The 19,654-nt window shown below is 66.2% G+C and carries 20 protein-coding genes; 19 read left to right on the forward strand and 1 reads right to left on the reverse strand.

The window, feature by feature from the left end; genetic code table 11:
• Window positions 1-155: 155 nt before the first annotated feature.
• Window positions 156-1,106 carry a LysR family transcriptional regulator gene (locus CK226_RS24835; protein ID WP_019859771.1) on the reverse strand — a complete coding sequence of 317 codons (951 nt, stop codon included), beginning with the start codon at window positions 1,104-1,106 and terminating at the stop codon, window positions 156-158.
• 93 nt (window positions 1,107-1,199) lie between these two features.
• Here CK226_RS24835 and CK226_RS24840 point away from each other — a divergent pair, with 93 nt between their 5' ends.
• From CK226_RS24840 to CK226_RS24930, 19 genes are all read left to right on the forward strand, one after another.
• Window positions 1,200-2,105 carry a dioxygenase gene (locus CK226_RS24840; RefSeq protein WP_095775001.1) on the forward strand — a complete coding sequence of 302 codons (906 nt, stop codon included), beginning with the start codon at window positions 1,200-1,202 and terminating at the stop codon, window positions 2,103-2,105.
• Window positions 2,106-2,108: 3 nt separating this feature from the next.
• The gene (locus CK226_RS24845; protein WP_095793343.1) at window positions 2,109-3,068 is read left to right on the forward strand and encodes a VOC family protein; all 960 of its coding nucleotides are present in this window, start codon (window positions 2,109-2,111) and stop codon (window positions 3,066-3,068) included.
• A complete protein-coding gene (locus CK226_RS24850; RefSeq protein ID WP_095793344.1) occupies window positions 3,065-3,724 on the forward strand; it encodes a phospholipase in 660 nt (219 codons plus the stop codon). Before CK226_RS24845 ends, CK226_RS24850 begins: the two co-directional genes overlap by 4 nt.
• Window positions 3,724-4,785: a maleylacetate reductase gene (locus CK226_RS24855; protein ID WP_245437836.1), complete on the forward strand. Its 1,062-nt coding sequence runs from the start codon at window positions 3,724-3,726 to the stop codon at window positions 4,783-4,785. Before CK226_RS24850 ends, CK226_RS24855 begins: the two co-directional genes overlap by 1 nt.
• A 26-nt stretch (window positions 4,786-4,811) precedes the next feature.
• A complete protein-coding gene (locus CK226_RS24860; protein ID WP_095793346.1) occupies window positions 4,812-6,086 on the forward strand; it encodes an ABC transporter substrate-binding protein in 1,275 nt (424 codons plus the stop codon).
• 56 nt (window positions 6,087-6,142) lie between these two features.
• Window positions 6,143-6,862, forward strand: a complete 720-nt coding sequence (locus CK226_RS24865) for an ABC transporter ATP-binding protein (RefSeq protein WP_210202257.1) — start codon at window positions 6,143-6,145, stop codon at window positions 6,860-6,862.
• Complete coding sequence (locus tag CK226_RS24870) at window positions 6,859-7,566, forward strand: ABC transporter ATP-binding protein (RefSeq protein ID WP_179301126.1); 708 nt, start codon at window positions 6,859-6,861, stop codon at window positions 7,564-7,566. Before CK226_RS24865 ends, CK226_RS24870 begins: the two co-directional genes overlap by 4 nt.
• A 58-nt stretch (window positions 7,567-7,624) precedes the next feature.
• A complete protein-coding gene (locus CK226_RS24875; protein WP_095774995.1) occupies window positions 7,625-8,488 on the forward strand; it encodes a branched-chain amino acid ABC transporter permease in 864 nt (287 codons plus the stop codon).
• A gap of 7 nt (window positions 8,489-8,495) precedes the next feature.
• Window positions 8,496-9,545 carry a branched-chain amino acid ABC transporter permease gene (locus CK226_RS24880; RefSeq protein WP_095793347.1) on the forward strand — a complete coding sequence of 350 codons (1,050 nt, stop codon included), beginning with the start codon at window positions 8,496-8,498 and terminating at the stop codon, window positions 9,543-9,545.
• Window positions 9,545-11,299, forward strand: coding sequence for an FAD-dependent monooxygenase (locus tag CK226_RS24885; protein WP_095793348.1), 1,755 nt, complete (start codon window positions 9,545-9,547; stop codon window positions 11,297-11,299). Before CK226_RS24880 ends, CK226_RS24885 begins: the two co-directional genes overlap by 1 nt.
• Before the next feature lie 10 nt (window positions 11,300-11,309).
• Entirely contained in the window at window positions 11,310-12,197 is an 888-nt protein-coding gene (locus CK226_RS24890; RefSeq protein WP_095793349.1) for an intradiol ring-cleavage dioxygenase, read from the forward strand.
• Window positions 12,198-12,267: 70 nt separating this feature from the next.
• Window positions 12,268-13,086, forward strand: a complete 819-nt coding sequence (locus CK226_RS24895) for an SDR family NAD(P)-dependent oxidoreductase (protein ID WP_095793350.1) — start codon at window positions 12,268-12,270, stop codon at window positions 13,084-13,086.
• Between the two features lie 66 nt (window positions 13,087-13,152).
• Entirely contained in the window at window positions 13,153-14,460 is a 1,308-nt protein-coding gene (locus tag CK226_RS24900; RefSeq protein ID WP_095793351.1) for an ABC transporter substrate-binding protein, read from the forward strand.
• A gap of 25 nt (window positions 14,461-14,485) precedes the next feature.
• Window positions 14,486-15,214, forward strand: a complete 729-nt coding sequence (locus CK226_RS24905; protein ID WP_095793352.1) for an ABC transporter ATP-binding protein — start codon at window positions 14,486-14,488, stop codon at window positions 15,212-15,214.
• A complete protein-coding gene (locus CK226_RS24910; RefSeq protein WP_095789856.1) occupies window positions 15,211-15,939 on the forward strand; it encodes an ABC transporter ATP-binding protein in 729 nt (242 codons plus the stop codon). Before CK226_RS24905 ends, CK226_RS24910 begins: the two co-directional genes overlap by 4 nt.
• Window positions 15,926-16,789, forward strand: a complete 864-nt coding sequence (locus tag CK226_RS24915) for a branched-chain amino acid ABC transporter permease (RefSeq protein ID WP_095774988.1) — start codon at window positions 15,926-15,928, stop codon at window positions 16,787-16,789. Before CK226_RS24910 ends, CK226_RS24915 begins: the two co-directional genes overlap by 14 nt.
• A complete protein-coding gene (locus CK226_RS24920; RefSeq protein ID WP_095793353.1) occupies window positions 16,786-17,811 on the forward strand; it encodes a branched-chain amino acid ABC transporter permease in 1,026 nt (341 codons plus the stop codon). Before CK226_RS24915 ends, CK226_RS24920 begins: the two co-directional genes overlap by 4 nt.
• A 13-nt stretch (window positions 17,812-17,824) precedes the next feature.
• Entirely contained in the window at window positions 17,825-18,841 is a 1,017-nt protein-coding gene (locus tag CK226_RS24925; RefSeq protein ID WP_095793354.1) for an alcohol dehydrogenase catalytic domain-containing protein, read from the forward strand.
• 12 nt (window positions 18,842-18,853) lie between these two features.
• The gene (locus CK226_RS24930; protein ID WP_095793355.1) at window positions 18,854-19,642 is read left to right on the forward strand and encodes an alpha/beta hydrolase; all 789 of its coding nucleotides are present in this window, start codon (window positions 18,854-18,856) and stop codon (window positions 19,640-19,642) included.
• Window positions 19,643-19,654 lie beyond the last annotated feature (12 nt).

A 19,654-nucleotide genomic window follows, 5' to 3' on the forward strand; every position in this document is an offset into this window, starting at 1 on the left:
TAAAGACTCAGACCCGCCATGCCAACGCGCCGTCACCCGAAGTGCAACCGCTCACAGCGGTTCCCGTCGCGATCGCGAGTCTCGGGAATATGCGTATTCGGAAAACAGGCCAGACGGCCGCTTGCGGCGTCGTTTCCGTGAAACGGTGAATTGCTCTAGCGACCCCAGATGACGGCATTCTCGTGCCGTTTTATGATGTGCTTCAGATTCTCGAAGGCGGTCGTGACGTGGCCGGCGAAGCGCTCCGCCGCCGGAGAGCGCGGCCCGCCAACCCGGCGCAGGATGCCCAGTGAGCGGCTAGGCTGCGGGATTTCATAGGGGAGCACCGTCACCCGGTTCTCCTTGCGCTGCGCGAAGACCACGGAAAATGGCAGCACGGCCAGTGCATCTGTTTCGGCGAGGAAGTTGATCACGCTCATCAGCGAGCCGCCCGAATAGCGCACGTTGAGGTCCGACATGCCGATGCTCATCAGGATCATCTGCAGGTCCGACATCAGCGGAGAGCCGGGCAGGGGCGCCACCCAGGGAAAGCTGGTCAGGTCATGCGCCCTGAGGCGGCGATTGCGCAGCAGCGGATGGTCTGGCCGGCAAGCCACGACATTGCGTCCGGGCAGGATCTCGGTGAATTCGAAGCCGGGTCCGAGGTCGAGCACGCCGATCGGCACGATCCCGAGGTCGATCTGGTTGCTCTCCAGCGCCGCGACCATCTCGGGCAGGTTCATATAGCTTTGCTGGACGGTGACCTCAGGCTCGAGCTTCTGGAATTCGCCGATCATCCGGCTGATCATGGCATCCATGAAGAAAGGCACGCCGCCGACGCGGACAACACCCTTGGTGCCTTTCATGAAGCCTTGCACCGCATCCGACGCCTTGCGCGAGGCCGTGATGATCGTGCGCCCTTGCGCCGCCAGCTGGAAACCGAGCGGTGTCGGCTGCAGCGGCCGGCGGCCCTTGAGGAAGAGGGGCTCGCCGACCCGCGCCTCCAGCATGGCCAGCGATCGGCTGACCGCGGGCTGGGTCAGGCCCAGCATGGCGGCTCCTTCCGACACGCCGCCTGCATCCAGCACCGCGGCGAGCTGCATCAGGTGGCGCTCATTCAGCTTCATAGCAAAATGCTATACAAGGGGCGCGACATCTCATCAAGCATCGCGTCGGGCCGTGTTATCCCGTTTGGCAAGGGGAAGGGAGGCCCCGGCGAAATGGACGGCCAGCACGACCCCCAGAGGGATGAATTTCCCAAGGCGATCTCGACGCAGGCCGAAGAATTCGCGCGGCGCCTGGCGGCGATGGGCCAGTCCCGCCTGGCGGCGGCGGCGCAGGCGGCCGTGGATGGGTTGCACGCGCTGATAGTGGAGTTGCGGCCTTCCGGCGAGGAATTCCGGCTGGCGATCGATTTCCTGACCGAGGTAGGCCATTACGCCGATGCGCGGCGCCAGGAATGGGTGCTGTTCGCCGATGTGCTGGGCGTGTCCTCGCTGATCGAGGATCAAAACAGCCCGCGCCCCGCCGGGGCGACCCCCAACACCCTGGCCGGACCTTTCTACCGGGCCGATGTGCCGGAAATGCCGATCGGCGGGAACATTTCGCGCGACCACAAGGGCGAGCCGCTGGAGGTTACAGGGCGGATCGTGGCGCTCGGCGGCGCGGGGATCGGCGATGCTATGGTCGAGATCTGGCAGGCCAATGCCGAGGGCCTGTACGAGAACCAGGAACCGGACAGACAACCGGAATTCAACCTGCGCGGACGCTTCCGTGCCGATCCGCAGGGGCGGTTCCGCTTCATGACGGTCAAGCCGAAGGGCTACACGCTGCCGGCGGACGGCCCTGTCGGTCAATTGATGTCCGCGCTCGGTCTTGGCCTCGAGCGGCCGGCACACATCCATTTTCGCGTTTCGGCACCGGGCTTCGAAACGCTGACGACCCACATCTTCGACCGGTCGGACCCCGCGATCGGCCGGGATGCCATTTTCGGGGTCAAACCCGAACTCATGGCCGAGTTCCGCGCGCTGCCGCCCCATGGAGGAAAGCGGAAGCACGCACTCGACCTCAATCTCGTGCTCTGCCCGCAGCGGCCGGGCGAAACCGAAACCTCTGGGAGGAGATGACCGATGGCCCGTGTCAGCGGCTACCACCATCTGACGCTGTCGACTGATGGCGCTCAGGAAGATTTTGATTTCTATACCAAGGCACTCGGCCTGCATTCGGTGAAGCGCACCGTGCTGTTCGACGGCGTCATCCCGGTCTATCACCTCTATTACGGCTCGCCCGACGGCGATGCTTCGACGATCATCACCACTTTCCCGTTCCGTAAGCCGGGCGTCTATGGCCGCCGCGGCACCAACCAGTCGCGCACCATCATGCAATCCATCCCCAAGGGGGCGGCGGATTTCTGGGTGGACCGGCTGAACGCGCGCGGCATCAAGGCCACCAAGATCACACGCTTTGGCGCCGACCGCGTGGCTTTGGCGCATCCCTGCGGCATCTCGCATGAGCTGGTGGAAAGCGACAGCGATCCGCGCGCGCCCATCACCAGCGAGGCGCAGGGCATCGGCAAGGCCCACGGCATCAAGGGCATCTACGGCGCCGTCGTGGCGGTGATGGATCGCACCGCGATGGACGATTTCCTGACCGTCGCATTGCCGCTGGAGAAGGAGGCGGACAATCACGAGGGACTGGTGTTCCGCGTGCCGGACGCGACCGGCGTCAATCAGCGGGTCGAGGTGATCGTCGATCGCGACAGCGCGCAAGGCACCTGGACGCTGGCGGGCGGGACGATCCACCACCTCGCCCTCAACACGGGCGACGAAGAGAACCAGTTGAAGTTGCGCGCTCATATCGAGGGCCTCGGCTTCACCGATATCTCGGAGCAGAAGGACCGCAATTACTTCAAGTCGTGCTATGTCCGCTCGCCCGGCGGCGCGCTGTTCGAACTCGCCTGGACCACGCCGGAAGGCTGGGCCAAGGACGAACCCCCGGGCCAGATCGGCAAGACGCTGGTCTTCCCGCCATGGTTCAAGGACCGCGAGAGCGAATTGCAGGCCGGTCTGGAACAGGCGGATTTCGCGTGAGTTCAGGCAGCGGTCCACTCCGGCTCGGGCCAAAGGGCGCGCAAGCGAAGGCGATCTGCGTCTTCGTTCACGGCCGCGGCCAATCGCCGGAGGAGATGCAGTCGCATGTGCTGTCGCGGCTTTCCGCGCCGGCCGTGGCATTCATCCTGCCGCGCGCGCCGCTCGGCGTATGGTGGGAGGCGCGCGCCGTCGACCCGTTGACGCCGGTCGCCCGCGCGCACCTTTCCGACGCGCTCGACCATTTGGCGGCCGCTGTGGTGGCGGCGCGGGCGGAATTGCCCGGACTGCCGCTGCTTCTGGCGGGCTTCTCGCAAGGAGCATGCCTGTCGATCGAATATCTCTGCGCCGGGCTGCCGCCGCCGGACGCGCTTGCCGCCTTCACGGGCTGTCGCGTCGGTGTGCCGGCGGACGGGCGCTCCGAAGCCGTGCCGGCCGGCGTGCCGGTCTATCTTTCCGGCAGCGATTCCGATCCCTGGATTCCGGTCTCGGCCTTTGCCGATACGGCGCAGTCGCTGGGCCGCAGTGGTGCGAGCCTGCGGGCCGATCTGTTTCCCGGCCGGAGCCATGAGGTTTCGGACGCCGAGATTGCAATGCTGGGCACCATCATCGCCGACCTGGAGGCCGGCCGGGGTGCGCGCATGGGAGCGGCGCGATGATGGACAGTTTCACCTTTCCCGGGCTCACGACGCGGGTGATCTTCGGTGCCGGCACGATGGCCCGCGCCGAGGAGGAGGTGCGGCGGCTCGGCCATGACAAGGCGCTGGTGCTGTCGACGCCACATCAGAAGGCCGATGCGGACAAGCTGGCTCAAAGCCTTGGCGGCCTCGCCGCCGGGGTCTTTGCCGGCGCGGTCATGCATACCCCGGTCGAGGTCACGGAAAAGGCCGTCGACGCCTTCCGCGCCAGCGGCGCCACAGTGGTCGTCAGCCTCGGCGGCGGCTCGACCACAGGGCTCGGCAAGGCCATCGCCGTGCGCACCGGCGCCGATCAGGTGGTGATCCCGACCACCTATGCCGGCTCGGAAATGACCGACATCCTCGGCGAGACGGCGGCCGGCGAAAAGACCACGCGCCGCTCGCCGGACATCCGTCCCGAGACGGTGATCTACGACGTCGATCTGACACTGAGCCTTCCGGTTGGCCTCACCGTCACTTCGGCGATGAATGCGATCGCCCACGCCATGGAGGCCTTCTACGCCCCCGACCGCAACCCGGTGATCGTGCTGATGTGCAGGGATGCCATGGCTGCGTTCCGGGACGGCATTCCGCGGCTGATCGACAATCCGCAGGAGCGCGCGGCGCGGACGCAGGCGCTGTACGCGGCCTGGTGCTGCTCGACCGCGCTCGGCTATGTCTCGATGGCGCTGCATCACAAGCTGGCGCATGTCTTCGGCGGCTCGTTCGACACGCCGCATGCCGAAACCCACGCCATCCTGCTGCCCTACACGACCGCCTTCAACGAAGCGGCGGTGCCAGATCTGCTGCGGCCGATGGCCGAAGCCTTCGGTGGTGGCTCGGCGGGCGGCGGGCTCTGGGATTTCGCACGCTCCGTCGGCTCTCCGCTGAGCCTGAAGGAGATCGGCATCAGGCAAGCCGATCTCGACCGCGCGGCGGCGATCGCGGTGAGGAACGCCTATGCGAATCCGAGGCCAATCGACTTGGGGTCGATAAGGGAACTCCTCCAGGCGGCGTTTGAGGGACGCCGTCCAGGGGGCTGACAAGAGGCAAGAGGGAGGAAGAGCAGATGATTACAAGACGGAGCTTACTGAAAGCGTCGGCGGCGACAGGTCTTGCGCTCGCCGGTTCTCGGCTGGCGACGCCGGCGCTCGCGCAGGGCGCCAAGATTCGCCTGGGCTATGTTTCGCCGCAGACGGGGCCGCTCGCCGGCTTCGCCGAAAGCGATGCGTACAACATCAAGGCTTTCCTCGCATCCGAGGCGGGCAAGAATTTCGACGTCATCGTCAAGGACAGCCAGTCGAACCCCAATCGCGCCGCCGAGGTGGCGAAGAGCCTGATCGTCGACGACGAGATCAACCTGATGCTGGTCGGCTCGACGCCCGAGAACACCAACCCTGTCGCCACCACCTGCGAGGCGGAGGGCGCGCCGGTCATCTCGACCATGGCGCCGTGGCAGCCCTGGTTCATTGGCCAACAGGGCAATCCGGCCGATCCGTCGTCGTGGAAGCCTTTCAAGTTCGCCTATCATTATTTCTGGGGCCTCGAAGACATCATCGCCGTCTACACGGGCATGTGGAAGCAGCTTTCCTCCAACGGCAAGGTGGGCGGGCTGTTCCCCAACGATGCCGACGGCAATGCCTGGGGCGACCCCAAGAACGGGCTGAAGCCCGGCCTCGATGCCGCAGGCTTCAGCCTCAGCGATCCCGGCCGCTATCAGAACCTCTCGGACGATTTCACCGCGCAGGTCAACGCCTTCAAGGCGGCGAATGCCGAGATCGTCACCGGCGTGGTCATTCCGCCCGACTTCACCACTTTCTGGAACCAGGCCCGCCAGCAAGGCTTCAAGCCCAAGGCGGTGACGGTGGCCAAGGCGATCCTCTTCCCGCAATCGGTCGAGACGCTCGGCGACGCCGGCCACAACCTCTCGTCCGAGGTGTGGTGGTCGGCCTCGCATCCGTTCAAGTCGTCGGTGACGGGTCAGAGTTCAGCGGACCTGGCGGCGGATTTCACCGCCAAGACCGGGCGCCCGTGGACCCAGCCGATCGGCTTCGTCCATTCGCTGTTCGAGGTGGCGGCCAATGTCATGGGCCGCGTTTCGGATCCGACGAATGCCGAGGCGATCGCGGCGGCGATCGCGGCCACCGACATGACGACCGTGGTCGGCAAGGTGGCCTGGAGCGGCGCAGGACTGCCGCCTTTCGCCGCGAAGAACGTCTGCAAGACGCCGCTCGTCGGCGGCCAGTGGCGCAAGAAGGCAAGCGGCGGCTTCGATCTGGTGATCGTCGAAAACGCCACCGCGCCGGAGATCCCCGCCGCGGGCAAGATGGAAGCCCTGGCCTGACGCCGCCGAGAGCGGCGGATGCCGCCGCCCTCGTTCGGCGCGACCCGAGGATGACAGTGATGATACTCAGGCTGGAAAACGTCTCGAAGTCCTTCGGGGCCTTGAAGGTTACCGATGGCGTAACCGTCTCGGTGCGGCGCGGCGAGGCGTTGGGCATCATCGGCCCGAACGGGGCGGGGAAGTCGACGCTCTTCAACCTGATCACCGGCAATCTGCTCGCCAATGAGGGCCGCATCGAACTCCTCGGCCGCGACGTAACCCGCGCCCCGGCCATGGATCGGGTGCGCATGGGTGTCGGCCGCAGCTTCCAGATCCCGCAGCCCTTCGAGGGGCTGAGCGTGTTCGAGAACCTCTTGACCGCAGCCGCGTTCGGCCGGGGCGGCCGCGAGGCCGAGATGGTCGACGATTGCGCGCGTATCCTCGAAGAGACCGAACTTCTCAGGAAGGCCAATGTGCTGGCCGGATCGCTGAGCCTTCTCGACCGCAAGCGCTTGGAGCTCGCCCGCGCCCTGGCGACGGGACCCGAGCTGCTGCTTCTGGACGAGATCGCGGGCGGGCTGACCGAGGGCGAATGCAAGGCGCTGGTCGCGACGATCAAGGCCATCCACGCCAAGGGAACCACGATCATCTGGATCGAGCATGTCCTGCATGCTTTGACGTCGGTGGTCGAGCGGCTTCTCGTGCTGGATTTCGGGCGCGTGATCGGGATCGGCGCGCCGGACGCGATCATGGTCTCGCAGCAGGTTCGCGAAATCTATCTGGGGCTCGAGGTCTGATGCTGCTGGAGACGCGCGCCCTCACCGCGAATTACGGCCAGTTCCGGGCGCTGTTCGGCCTGGATATCTCCGTGGCGGCGGGCGAGTGCGTGGCGATCATCGGCGCCAACGGCGCGGGAAAGTCCACGCTGATGCGCTCGATCACGGGCGTGATCCGCAACGAGGCCGCCATGGTTCTGCACCGGGGCGAGCCCATCGGCGCGCTGTCCTCGGCCGAGATCATGAAGCGCGGCATCGCCATGGTGCCGGAAGGGCGCCGGCTCTTTGCCTCGCTGAGCGTCGAGGAAAACCTGGTGATCGGCGGGCAGGCGCGCAAGGCGCCGGGGCCGTGGAGCCTGGAGGCGGTCTACGACCTCTTCCCGATCCTGCGCGAGCGGCGCAAAAACCCCGGCACGGCGCTCTCGGGCGGCCAGCAGCAGATGGTCGCGATCGGCCGGGCGCTGATGTCCAATCCTGAATTGCTGCTGTGCGACGAGATCAGCCTCGGCCTCGCGCCCGTCGTCATCCGCGACATCTACGCAGCACTTCCCAAGGTCCGCGAAAGCGGCGCCGCGATGGTGCTGGTGGAGCAGGACATCGGCAAGGCGCTGGCGGTGGCCGACCGTGTCTATTGCATGATGGAGGGCCGCGTGACGTTGGTCGCCAAGACGGCCGATGTCACGCGCGAAGAAATCCATTCCGCCTATTTCGGGGTGGCGGCATGACGAGGCAGTCCCGCATGCCCGCGCAATTTTCCCGCCGCCTGATGACGGGGGCGCGGCGATGATCTGGCTGGACACCCTCGTGCAGGGAATGCTGCTGGGCGGGCTCTATGCGCTGTTCGCGGCGGGGCTGAGCCTGGTCTTCGGCATCATGCGGCTGGTGAACCTCGCCCATGGCGACCTTATCGTCTTTGCCGCCTATCTGGTGCTGATGGGCGTCACGCTGCTTGGCCTGTCGCCCTGGGTCGCCGCGCTCATCGCCATGCCGGTGATGTTCATGCTTGGCTGGCTGCTGCAGGCCGCCGTGCTGAACCGGGTGCTTGGCAAGGATATCCTGCCGCCGCTTCTCGTCACGTTCGGCCTGTCGGTTGCCCTGCAGAATGGGCTGCTCGAAGCCTTTTCCGCAGACAGCCGGCGCATTCCGGCAGGCGCGCTGGAGGGGGCCTCGCTCGATCTCGGGCTGGTCACGGTGGGCGTGATGCCGCTGATGACCTTTGCGTCCGCGATCTGCGCCATCGTGGCCTTGAACGGGCTCTTCTATCACACCGCCCTCGGCCGCGCCTTCCGCGCCACCTCGGACGACGCCGTGACGGCGGGCCTGATGGGGATCGAGCCGAAACGGGTGTTCGCCATCGCCACCGGGATCGCGATGGTCGTGGTGACGCTGGCGGCGCTCTATCTCGGCATGCGGGCGAACTTCGATCCCTCGATCGGGCCGGCGCGGCTGATCTATGCCTTCGAGGCGGTGATCATCGGCGGCCTCGGCAGCCTGTGGGGAACGCTTGCGGGCGGGATCATCATCGGCGTGGCCCAGACGGCCGGCGCGGCGGTGAATCCGGAATGGCAGATCCTGGCGGGCCACATCGCCTTTCTGGCCGTGATGCTGCTCAAGCCGCGGGGCCTGTTCCCGCGCGCAGTGGATTGAGGGCGGCATGTATCGGCTGACAACCCGCACCCGCGCCGGAACTGCCACGGAGATCGCCGTGATTGTTCTCGTCGTGGCCGGGCTCGCCTTGCCCGCCGTGACCTCGCGCGGTGTCATACAGGACCTGTTCTTCATTCTCACCATGCTGACGCTGGCGCAGATCTGGAACCTGCTGGCGGGTTATGGCGGTCTCGTCTCGGTGGGTCAGCAGGCCTTCGTCGGCATCGGCGCCTATGCGATGTTCGCCGGCGTGATCCTGCTCGGCTGGAACCCGGTTGCCGCGATCCTGCTGGGCGGCCTTGCGGCGCTGGCTCTGGCCGTTCCCACGGCCTTCTTCGCCTTCCGCCTGCAGGGCGCCTATTTCGCCATCGGCACCTGGGTGATCGCCGAGGTGACGCGGCTGCTGATCGCGCAATGGAAGGCGCTCGGCGGCGGCACCGGCACCTCGCTGCCACGCGAGGCGACCAGCAATATCATGGGCACGGATGCGATCCGGACGCTGTTCGGCGTGCGCGAAGCGGCCGCGCGCGACATTCTCGCCTATTGGCTGGCGCTGGCGCTGGTCGTGGCCGTCACCGGCTGCATCTACTGGCTGTTGCGCAGTCGCCTCGGGCTGGCGCTGGCGGCCGTGCGCGACAATGTCGATGCGGCCCAGGCGGTCGGCGTCGATGTCCGGCGGCTCAAATGGGCGGTGTTTCTGATCGCCGCGGCCGCCACCGGACTGACCGGCGCGCTGATCTTCGTGCAGACCGCCCGCATCTCGCCGGAGGCGGCCTTCGCCGTCACCGACTGGACGGCCTATGTCATCTTCATCGTCGTCATCGGCGGCATCGGCACCATCGAGGGACCCATCGTCGGGGTGCTGGTGTTCTTTGCGCTGCGTTCAGCGCTGGCCGACTACGGCAGCTGGTACCTGATGACACTCGGCCTCGCCGCCATCGCGGTGATGCTGTTCGCACCGAAGGGGCTGTGGGGGCTGATTTCGGCCCGCAGCGGCCTGCACCTGTTTCCGGTCCGCCGCAGGCTGGCCGGTCCTAAGATCGAGGGAGGACATTGATGGCGGATATCGAAACCGACGTGCTGATCGTGGGCACGGGCCCGGCCGGCTCGGCCACGGCGGCACTTCTCGCCAGCTGCGGCGTGGCCAACATGGTCGTGAACCGCTACCGCTGGCTGTCGAATACGCCGCGTGCCCACATCACCAACCAGCGCACCATGGAAGTGCTGCGCGACCTCGGGCCGGAGGTCGAGGCCGAGGCCGTGATGCACGCCTCGCCGCAGGAGCTGATGGGCGAGAACGTGTTCTGCGAAAGCCTGGCCGGCGAAGAGCTTGGCCGGATGAAAAGCTGGGGCACCGACCCGCTCTCCAAGGCTGAACATCTCCAGTCGTCGCCGTCCTTCATGAACGATCTGCCCCAGACCTTCATGGAGCCGATCCTGTTCAAGACGGCGTGCGCGCGCGGCACGCAGGCGCGCATGAGCACCGAATATGTCAGCCATGTCCAAGATGCGGACGGCGTCACCACGACCTGCCACGACAGGCTGTCGGGCAGGGACTTCACCGTGCGGTCGAAGTTCCTCGTCGGCGCCGATGGCGGCAACTCGCTGGTGGCCGAGCATCTGGGCCTGCCTTTCGAGGGCAAGATGGGCGTCGGCGGGTCGATGAACATCCTGTTCCGGGCCGATCTTTCGAAATACGTCGCGCACCGGCCAAGCGTCCTCTACTGGGTCATGCAGCCCGGTGCCGATGTCGGCGGGATCGGCATGGGTCTCGTTCGCATGGTGCGGCCGTGGAACGAGTGGCTCATCGTCTGGGGCTACGACATCAACCAGCCGCCGCCCGATGTGACGCCCGAACTGGCAACCGGCGTCGCGCGCCAGCTGGTCGGAGATCCCGAGCTCGAGATCGAGCTCCTGGGCGCCAACACCTGGACCGTGAACAACTGCTTCGCCACCCACATGCAGAAGGGGCGGGTGTTCATCATGGGCGACGCCGCGCACCGGCATCCGCCCTCGAACGGGCTTGGCTCCAACACGTCGATCCAGGACGGGTTCAACCTCGCCTGGAAACTCGCCAAGGTCGTCAAAGGGCAGGCGGGGATCGGGCTTCTGAATAGCTACTCGGCCGAGCGTGCGCCGATCGCGCGCCAGATCGTGACGCGCGCGAACCAGTCGATCGCCGAGTTCGGCCCGATCTTCGAGGCGCTCGGCATGGATGGAGGCGTGGATCACGACAAGATCCAGAGGAACATGGAGGCCCGCGCCGACGCCACACAAGCCGCCGAAACGCAGCGCGAGGCGCTGCGCAAGGCTATCGCCTTCAAGAAATACGAGTTCGATGCCCATGGCGTCGAGATGAACCATCGCTATGCGTCGGGCGCCGTGGTGACCGACGGCTACCCCGAGCCGGCTTTCGAGAAGGATCGCGAGCTGCACTATGCGCCCACGACCTGGCCCGGCGCGCGCCTGCCGCATGTCTGGGTGTTCGAGCGCGCGGGCAGGAAGCTCTCGACACTCGACCTTTGCGGACATGGCGAGTTCACGCTGTTGACCGGCATTGGCGGCGAGGCGTGGCTCGCCGCCGCGGAGACGGTCGCCGCGGAACTCGGTCTGCCGATCCGCACCCATGTGATCGGCCCGCGCCGCCCGATCGAGGACCATACCGGCGACTGGGCGCGCGCACGCGAAATCCGCGACTCCGGCTGCCTGGTGGTGCGCCCCGACCATCACGTCGCCTGGCGTTCCGAAACGCTGGCGGCCGATCCGGCGACCGAGCTGCGCCGCGTCTTCAAATCCGTTCTGGCGCGCTGAGGAGGATCCCATGACCGACGAACACGAACACGGCTATTTCACTGAAGCCAACTCGGCCGAAGTCGTCGTGGCGCGCAACAAGAACGCCAAGGACCAGCGGCTCGGCCAGGTCATGGAGGTCATCACCCGCAAGCTGCACGAGGCGGTGAAGGAGATCGAGCCGACGCAGGAGGAATGGTTCGAGGCGATCATGTTCCTGACGCGGACGGGCCAGATCTGCAACGAGTGGCGGCAGGAGTACATCCTGCTGTCGGATATCCTCGGCGTCTCGATGCTGGTCGATGCGATCAACAACCGCAAGCCGTCCGGCGCCTCGGAATCCACCGTGCTGGGGCCATTCCATGTCGCCGACGCGCCCGAACTGCCGATGGGCTCGAACATCTGCCTCGACCGGAAGGGCGAGCCGATGTTCGTGCATGGCCGCATCCTCGACACCGAGGGCAACCCGATCGCTGGCGCCAAGATCGATGTCTGGCAGGCCAATGACGAGGGCTTCTACGATGTGCAGCAGAAGGGCATCCAGCCCGACTTCAACCTGCGCGGCGTCTTCCGTACTGGTGCGGACGGACGCTACTGGTTCCGCGGCGCGAAGCCCAAATACTACCCGATCCCGGATGACGGGCCGGTCGGCAAGCTGCTCGGCGCGCTGGGGCGCCACCCCTATCGCCCGGCGCATCTCCACTACATCGTCGAGGCCGAGGGTTTCGACGCGCTGACCACGCACATCTTCGATCCGGATGACCCGTATATCGATACGGACGCCGTCTTCGGCGTGAAGCAGAGCCTGCTCGCCGAATTCCGCAAGGTCGAAGACGCCGAGGCCGCGGCGAAGGCCAAGGTTGCCGCGCCGTTCTACGACGTCGAGTTCGATTTCGTGCTTTCGCGAAAGAAGAAGTGACCCCCGCGCCGTGGGTGCCGCGAAGGCGCCCGCACGCAGGTCGGTATCGCGCAAAAATGGGAGGAAACTGATGGCCGCACTTGAGAAGATGTTCGATGTCAGAGGCAAGTCGGTGATCGTCACCGGTGGCGCCAGCGGCATCGGCCAGGCCTATGCAGAGATCATGGCCGAGCATGGCGCGAAGGTCTGCATCTTCGACCTGAACCCCGCCGGGCTGGACAAGACCGTCGCCGCGATCAGGGCCGCGGGCGGCGATGTCTGGGGCCAGGTCGTCGATGTCGGCGACCGCGCGGCGATGGCCCAAGCCTTCGACAAGGTGGCCGACAAGGCGGGCTCGATCGATGTCGTGTTCGCCAATGCCGGGATCGACGCCGGACCGGGCTTCAACAGCCCGACCGGCGAGAGGAACCCCGAGGGCGCCATCGAGAACCTGGCTGACGAGCACTGGGACAAGGTGATCGAGATCAACCTGACTTCGGTCTACACCACCATCAAGCATGCCGTCCGGCACATGAAGCCGAATGGCGGCGGCCAGATCATCGTCACGTCGTCCATCGCCTCGCTGATCAACGAGAGCATCGTGGGCACGCCCTACATGCCCGCCAAGGCCGCGGTGAACCATCTCGTGCGCCATATGGCGATGGAACTCGGCGCCTACAACATCCGCATCAACGCCATTCTGCCCGGCCCGTTCATCACCAACATCGCCGGTAGCCGGCTGCGCAATCCGGCCGACCGCCAGGCCTTCGAGGCCCAGTCGCTCGTCGGCCGCATCGGCGATCCGGAGGAGATCAAGGGGCTGGCGCTATACCTGGCGTCGCCCGCCGCGTCCTACGTCACCGGCTCGCTGATCGTCATCGATGGCGGCTCGCTGCTGCGCATGACTTGAAGGAGCTTTGAACCGACGCCGGTCTCGTCGAGGGGACGGGCCGGCTTAACCCAGGGAGGAAATGACATGACCTACTACAACAGACTCGTGAAATCGGGTTTGCCCAGCCGCCGGACCGTGCTGAAGGGGATTGGGGCCGGTGTTGCGGCCGCCAGTACGCTGGCCATGCCGCGCTATGTGCGCGCCGCGACCGCTGGCAAGATCAAGCTTGGCTATCTCAGCCCCACCACCGGTCCGCTCGCCCTCTTCGGCGAGACGGACGGCTACACCTTGCAGAAGATCCGCGCCCTGCTCGGCGGCCAGCTGCAATGCGCCAACGGCAATACCTACGAGATCGAGATCCTCGATCGCGACAGCCAGTCCAATCCGAACAAGGCATCGGAAATCGCCGGCAACCTCATCCTGAACGACGAGGTGCACCTGCTCGTTCCGGCTTCGACCACCGACACGATCCTGCCCGCGGCCGAACAGTCGGAACTCTATGAGACGCCGTGCATCTCCTCGGGCGCGCCCTGGCAGGCGGTGATCATGCCGCGCGGCGGCGGCAAGCAGACCTTCGACTGGACCTACCATTTCTTCTGGGGTCTCGACGAAGCGCTGAACACCTTCGTCGGGCTCTGGAACCATCTGGAGACCAACAAGAAGGTCGGGATGCTGTTTCCCCAGAACATCGACGGCGAGACCTGGGGCAATGACGAATACGGCCTGCCGGCGCCGACCCGCAAGGCCGGCTACGACGTCGTCGTGCCCGGCTACTTCCAGCCGCGCACCAATGATTTCTCCGCCCAGATATCCGAATTCAAGAAGCAGGGTTGCGACATCATCGGCGGCATCACCTATCCGGACGATCTGAAGACCTTCGTCACCCAGTGCAACCAGCAGGGCTTCAAGCCGAAGGCGGTCACGGTGGCGGCGGCGCTGCTGTTCCCAGGCGGCGTCGAGGCGATGGGTCCGCTCGGCGCCGGCATGTCCTCCGAGGTCTGGTGGACGCCGGCCTTCCCGTTCAAGTCGTCGCTGACCGGGCAGGTCAGCCGCGACATCGCCGACCAGTGGGAAGCCGACGCGAAGCGGCAGTGGACGCAGCCGCTGGGCTATTCGCATGCCTTGCTCGAGGTCGCGCTCGACATATTGAAGCGCTCCTCCAATCCGCTCGACCGCCAGGCCAACCGCGACGCGCTGGTCGCCACCGATCTGCAGACGCTGGTCGGCCACATCAAGTTCGACGGTTCGCCGCACAAGAACATCTGCAAGACGCCGATCTTCGGCGGCCAGTGGGTGAAGGGCGAGAAATGGCCCTACGACCTGAAGATCGTCGACAACACGGTCAATCAGCTCTTCGCGCCCCAACAGGCGATCAAGCCGATCGCCTGGTGACATGAGCAGGGACGCGGACGGATCCATGGATAGGGCAATCCTGCTGACGGCGCGCGGCGTGTCGAAGTCCTTCGGCGCCGTCCGCGTCCTGCATGAGGTGAGTTTCGACGTGCATCGGGGCGAGGTACTGGGCATCCTCGGCCCGAACGGGGCGGGCAAGACGACGCTGTTCAACATGATCAGCGGCGATTTGAAGGCATCCGGCGGCGAGATCCAGCTCGGCGACACGGCGCTGCGCGGCGAGCCGCCCTTCCGTCGCTGCCAGATGGGAATCGGACGGACCTATCAGATCCCGCGTCCTTATTCCGGCATGACCACCTTCGAGAACCTGCTGGTCGCCGCCGCGTTCGGCGGCGGCCGGTCGGAGAAGCAAAGCTATGCTTTCTGCGCCCAGGTGCTGCGCGATTGCGAGCTTTCCGACAAGGCCAATGTCTCGGCCGGCGCCCTGCCGCTGCTCGACCGCAAGCGGCTGGAACTGGCGCGCGCGCTGGCGTCGGATCCGAAGCTGCTGCTGCTGGACGAGATCGCGGGCGGGCTGACCGACGATGAATCGAAAGCGCTGGTGGCGCTGGTGCGCCGCATCCGCGACCGCGGCATCACCATCATCTGGATCGAGCACGTGCTGCACGCGCTGCTGGCGGTGGCGGACCGGCTGTTGGCGCTGAACTTCGGCGAGAAGATCGCCGAAGGCGTGCCCGCCGAAGTGATCGCGCTGCCCGAGGTCCAGCGCGTCTATATGGGGATCGAGGCATGACGGCCGTTCTTTCCACCCACGGGCTGCTGGCCCGCTATGGCGATTTCCAGGCGCTCTACGGCATCGACATCGAGCTGCACCAGGGTGAGGCCGTGGCCCTGATCGGCGCCAACGGGGCAGGCAAGTCCACCCTCCTGCGTTCGATCATGGGCCTGCTCCCGGTTGGGCGCGAGATGGTGCGGCTGCACGGCGACCCTGTCGGTGGTACCGCGACCGACCGCATGGTGCAGAAGGGCGTCGCCATCGTGCCGGAGGGCCGCCGCCTGTTCACCGGCATGTCGGTCGAGGACAATCTGCGCGTCGCCATCGACCAGGCCGCGCGCATGGGCGCCAAGGGCGGATGGACGCTGCCACGGCTGCACCAGCTGTTCCCGATCCTCAAGGAGAAGGCCCGCACGCAGGTGCAGAGCCTCTCGGGTGGGCAGCAGCAGATGGTGGCCATCGGCCGCGCGCTGCTGTGCCAGCCGCGCGTGCTGCTTTGCGACGAGATCAGCCTCGGCCTTGCGCCCAAGGTGATCCGCGAGATCTATGCCGCCTTGCCCGAAATCCGTGCCACCGGGACGGCGATGATCGTGGTCGAACAGGATGTCGGCCTCGCCCGGACCGCCTCGGACCGTCTCTACTGCATGCTGGAGGGGCGCGTGACCCTGACCGGCAGGTCGGCCGAAATCACGCGCGAGCAGATCGGCAAAGCCTATTTTGGAGCGGGCCATGGAGTGGTTTGACGCCTTGGTGCAGGGGATCCTGCTGGGCGGCATGTATGCCCAGTACGCGCTCGGCATGGCGCTGATGTTCGGCGTCATGCGCATCGTCAACATCAGCCATGGCGATCTGGTGATCCTTCTGTCGCTGATCGGCATCTCGATGGCTACGGCCTGGGGCCTGGGACCGCTGCCTGTGCTGATCGTGTTGGTGCCGCTCGCGGTGCTTATGGGCTGGGTGCTGCAGAAGGCCGTGCTGAACCGGGTGGTGGGCAGCGACCCGCTGCCTTCGCTGATCGCGACCTTCGGACTGTCGATCGCGCTGCAGAACCTGATGCTGCAGATCTGGTCTGCGAACAGCCGGTCGCTGCCCGGACATGGGATCGAGAGCCAATCCATCGAGATCGGCAGCGTCTATGTCGGCCTGCTGCCGCTGATCGTGCTGGCGGTCGCCACGGGCCTGACCTGGGGCCTCGATCTGACATTGAAGCGCACGCGCTTCGGCCGGGCGCTGCGCGCCGCGTCGGCCGATGTCGAGGCGGCGGCGATGACCGGCATCAACCCGCGCGCCGTCTATGCGATGGCGACGGCGGCGGCGGTCGGCATCCTGGGCTTTGCCGCCGTCTTCCAGGCGCTGCGGTCGACCGTCGCGCCGGCCGATGGACCGGCCCAGCTGATCTACGCGTTCGAGGCGGTGATCATCGGCGGCATGGGTACGGTATGGGGCGCCTTCGTCGGCTCGATGGTCCTCGGCATCTCGCAGGCCATTGGTTTCCGCATCGATCCGGGCTTTGGCGTGCTCGCCGGACACATCGTCTTCCTGATCGTGCTGGCGACCCGCCCGCAGGGCCTGTTCGGAAAGGCATTGTCATGAGTGCGATCCCCTATCTGGAAACCGAGGCGCCCGAAGTCCTGGTGCAGCGCCAGACCCGCTCCGGCCGCGTCGCGATGACGCTGGCGGTGCTGGCGATGATCGCAGTCGCGGCCATGCCGTGGTGGGCCTCGACCGGCACGATCCGCTCGATCCTGGTGCTGTGCTGCTACATCGCCGTCGCGCAGATGTGGAACCTGCTCGCCGGCTATGCCGGCCTTGTCTCGGTGGGCCAGCACGCCTTCATGGGCGCGGCCGGCTACGCGCTTTTCGTGTTGGCGCAGACCTACGGCATCAATCCGTTCGCGGCGGTCTTCCTGTCACTGCTGGTGCCGGCCGCACTTGCCGTGCCGATCTACCTTTTGCTTCATCGCCTGGATGGCCCGTATTTCTCGATCGGCACATGGGTGGTGGCCGAGGTCTTCCGGCTGACCGCCTCGAACCTGCCGCTGGTCAATTCCGGCGCGGGCATGTCGCTGCGCGTGATGAAGGATTATTCGGCCTTCGAGCGCAATGTCGCCATGTCGCTGCTCTGCGCCGGCATGCTGCTGGTCACGCTCGGCGGCAGCTACTGGCTGCTTCGCTCGCGCTTCGGCCTTGCGCTGATCGCCATGCGCGACAATCCTGTTGCGGCTGCCAGCCAGGGCGTGAATGTCGCAAAGCTGCGCTTCCTCGTCTACGTCGCGTCGGCGGTCGGCTGCGGCCTTGCGGGCGCGATCTATTTCATGGCGCAGTTGCGGATCACGCCGGGTTCGGCCTTCGACCCGATGTGGGCGAATGTGGCGATCTTCATCGTCATGGTCGGCGGGATCGGCTCCATCGAGGGCGTTCTGATCGGATCCCTGATCTTCTTCATCGCCGACCGCTGGTTCGGTGAATACGGCGCAACCTATTTCGTCGTCCTCGGCCTGATGACGCTGCTGGTGGCGCTCTACGCCCGTACGGGCATCTGGGGCCTGATCTCGAAACGGTGGGATGCGCCATGGTTCCCGATCCGACGCAAGCTCGTCGATCCGGACCGCTGAGAGGGAGGTTTTTATGAAAGCAGCCATCTTTGATACGGTCGGCAGTCCGCTGCGCGTCGGCACGGTGCCGGACCCGACGCCGGCGCCCGACGAGGTCGTCCTGCGTGTCGCCGCTTGCGGCATCTGCGGCAGCGACCTGCACATCACCGAGGATCCGGTGCCTTTCGGCATCGGCGGAGGCTTCGTTCTCGGCCATGAATTCGCCGGTGACATCATCGCGCTGGGATCACGCGTGGCGGGCCTTGGGGTCGGTGATCGTGTTGCCGTCGTGCCGATGCGCGGCTGCGGGCACTGCCAGGCCTGCAGGCGCGGCGATCCAGGCCGCTGCCCCGACATGGTGCTGATTGGTGGCGGCTATGCGCAATACGCGGCCGTCGCCGCGCGCCAGTGCCATGTCTTGCCCGAAGAGGTGGCACTGGAGGACGGCGCGCTGGCCGAGCCGCTCTCGGTCGCGCTGCACTGCATCGTGCGCTCGGGCATGAAACCGGGAGACCGGGTCGCGATCCTGGGTGCCGGACCGATCGGCCTGCTCGTCGCCTTCTGGGCGCGGCGGATGGGGGCGTCGTGCGTGGTCGTGGCCGATATCCACAGCCATCAGCGCGACCGCGCGCTGGCGCTTGGCGCGACCGGGTTCGCGCTATCGGGCAACAGGCTGGCCGAGAACCTTGCCGATCTCTGTGGCGGTGCGCCTGATATCGTCTTCGAATGCGTCGGCAAGCGCGGTCTCACCGACGCGGCGGTCAAGGCGGTCCGGCTGCAGGGCACGGTGGTCGGCGTCGGGCTGTGCATCGGCGGCGACGAATGGGACCCGTTCGTCGCGCTGACCAAGGAAGTGAACCTGCTGTTCTCGGTCTTCTTCCATCAGCGCAACGAGTTCGGCGCCGCCCTCGATGCGCTGCGCGGCGGACCTTTCGCGCCGCAGGCGCTGATCACCGATCGGATCGACCTCTCGCCGGTTCCGCAGGTTTTCGAGAGCCTTCGCCGCCGTACCACGCAGTGCAAAGTGCTGATCCAGCCCGACCTTGTCTGAGGAGGAATAAGAATGACCGTTCAGTTCGAAACGCTCGACTACGATGTCGGCGGCATAAAAACGGTGGTGAAGGCCATCGGCAAGGGCAAGCCCGTGCTGTTCCTGCACGGCGCCTCGACGCTGGAAGGTTTCGACTTTGCAGCAGGTCTCGCCGACCGGTTCCGCGTTCTGTGCCCCAGCCATCCGGGCTTCGGCTTTTCGGGTGCCGCGCCGCATGTGGCTGGGATGTCCGACATGGTTCTACACTATCTGAATCTGCTCGATGCCCTGAAACTGTCGGAAAAACCTCATCTCATCGGCTTTTCCATGGGCGGCTGGATGGCGACGGAGCTGGCCGGCCTTGCCCGCGAGCGCTTCGACAAGGTGGTGCTGGTCGCGCCGGCAGGGCTCAACGATCCCGCGCACCCGGCCACCGATCTCGGCGCGGTCGCGCCGCAGGAGCTGCCGGCCTTTCTGGCGCATGACGTCTCGGTGGCGTTGCGCTATTTCCCCGACGGCTCGGACCCGGCCTTTGCGGAGGCCTTCGGCGCCGACCGCGCCCGCGAAGGCGAGACGCTGGGCCGCCTGCTGGCGCCATTCGGCATGGGCCATCCCAATCTGCGCCGCTTCCTGGCGCGCATCACCAATCCGGCGCTGGTCGTTTGGGGCACCAAGGACCGTCTGCTGCCGGCCAGCCAGGCGCCACTCTTCGTCGAGGCGCTCCCGGATGCACGCCTGATCCTGGTCGAGGATGCCGGCCATTTCGTCATGCAGGAAAAACCAGAAACGCTGAACAAGATCGGCGACTTCCTCGCCGGCTGATCACATTTCAAA

The organism is Mesorhizobium sp. WSM4311, assembly GCF_002295115.1.
Taxonomy (GTDB): domain Bacteria; phylum Pseudomonadota; class Alphaproteobacteria; order Rhizobiales; family Rhizobiaceae; genus Mesorhizobium.

Excerpts from the sequence above, each read along its gene's own strand:
- CK226_RS24925 (WP_095793354.1), top strand. The coding sequence starts at position 17,825 with ATGAAAGCAGCCATCTTTGATACGGTCGGCAGTCCGCTGCGCGTCGGC.
- CK226_RS24860 (WP_095793346.1), top strand. The coding sequence starts at position 4,812 with ATGATTACAAGACGGAGCTTACTGAAAGCGTCGGCGGCGACAGGTCTT.
- CK226_RS24910 (WP_095789856.1), top strand. The coding sequence starts at position 15,211 with ATGACGGCCGTTCTTTCCACCCACGGGCTGCTGGCCCGCTATGGCGAT.
- CK226_RS24920 (WP_095793353.1), top strand. The coding sequence starts at position 16,786 with ATGAGTGCGATCCCCTATCTGGAAACCGAGGCGCCCGAAGTCCTGGTG.
- CK226_RS24835 (WP_019859771.1), bottom strand. The coding sequence starts at position 1,106 with ATGAAGCTGAATGAGCGCCACCTGATGCAGCTCGCCGCGGTGCTGGAT.
- CK226_RS24895 (WP_095793350.1), top strand. The coding sequence starts at position 12,268 with ATGGCCGCACTTGAGAAGATGTTCGATGTCAGAGGCAAGTCGGTGATC.
- CK226_RS24840 (WP_095775001.1), top strand. The coding sequence starts at position 1,200 with ATGGACGGCCAGCACGACCCCCAGAGGGATGAATTTCCCAAGGCGATC.
- CK226_RS24875 (WP_095774995.1), top strand. The coding sequence starts at position 7,625 with ATGATCTGGCTGGACACCCTCGTGCAGGGAATGCTGCTGGGCGGGCTC.
- CK226_RS24880 (WP_095793347.1), top strand. The coding sequence starts at position 8,496 with ATGTATCGGCTGACAACCCGCACCCGCGCCGGAACTGCCACGGAGATC.
- CK226_RS24845 (WP_095793343.1), top strand. The coding sequence starts at position 2,109 with ATGGCCCGTGTCAGCGGCTACCACCATCTGACGCTGTCGACTGATGGC.
- CK226_RS24905 (WP_095793352.1), top strand. The coding sequence starts at position 14,486 with ATGGATAGGGCAATCCTGCTGACGGCGCGCGGCGTGTCGAAGTCCTTC.
- CK226_RS24915 (WP_095774988.1), top strand. The coding sequence starts at position 15,926 with ATGGAGTGGTTTGACGCCTTGGTGCAGGGGATCCTGCTGGGCGGCATG.
- CK226_RS24885 (WP_095793348.1), top strand. The coding sequence starts at position 9,545 with ATGGCGGATATCGAAACCGACGTGCTGATCGTGGGCACGGGCCCGGCC.
- CK226_RS24890 (WP_095793349.1), top strand. The coding sequence starts at position 11,310 with ATGACCGACGAACACGAACACGGCTATTTCACTGAAGCCAACTCGGCC.
- CK226_RS24855 (WP_245437836.1), top strand. The coding sequence starts at position 3,724 with ATGGACAGTTTCACCTTTCCCGGGCTCACGACGCGGGTGATCTTCGGT.
- CK226_RS24900 (WP_095793351.1), top strand. The coding sequence starts at position 13,153 with ATGACCTACTACAACAGACTCGTGAAATCGGGTTTGCCCAGCCGCCGG.
- CK226_RS24930 (WP_095793355.1), top strand. The coding sequence starts at position 18,854 with ATGACCGTTCAGTTCGAAACGCTCGACTACGATGTCGGCGGCATAAAA.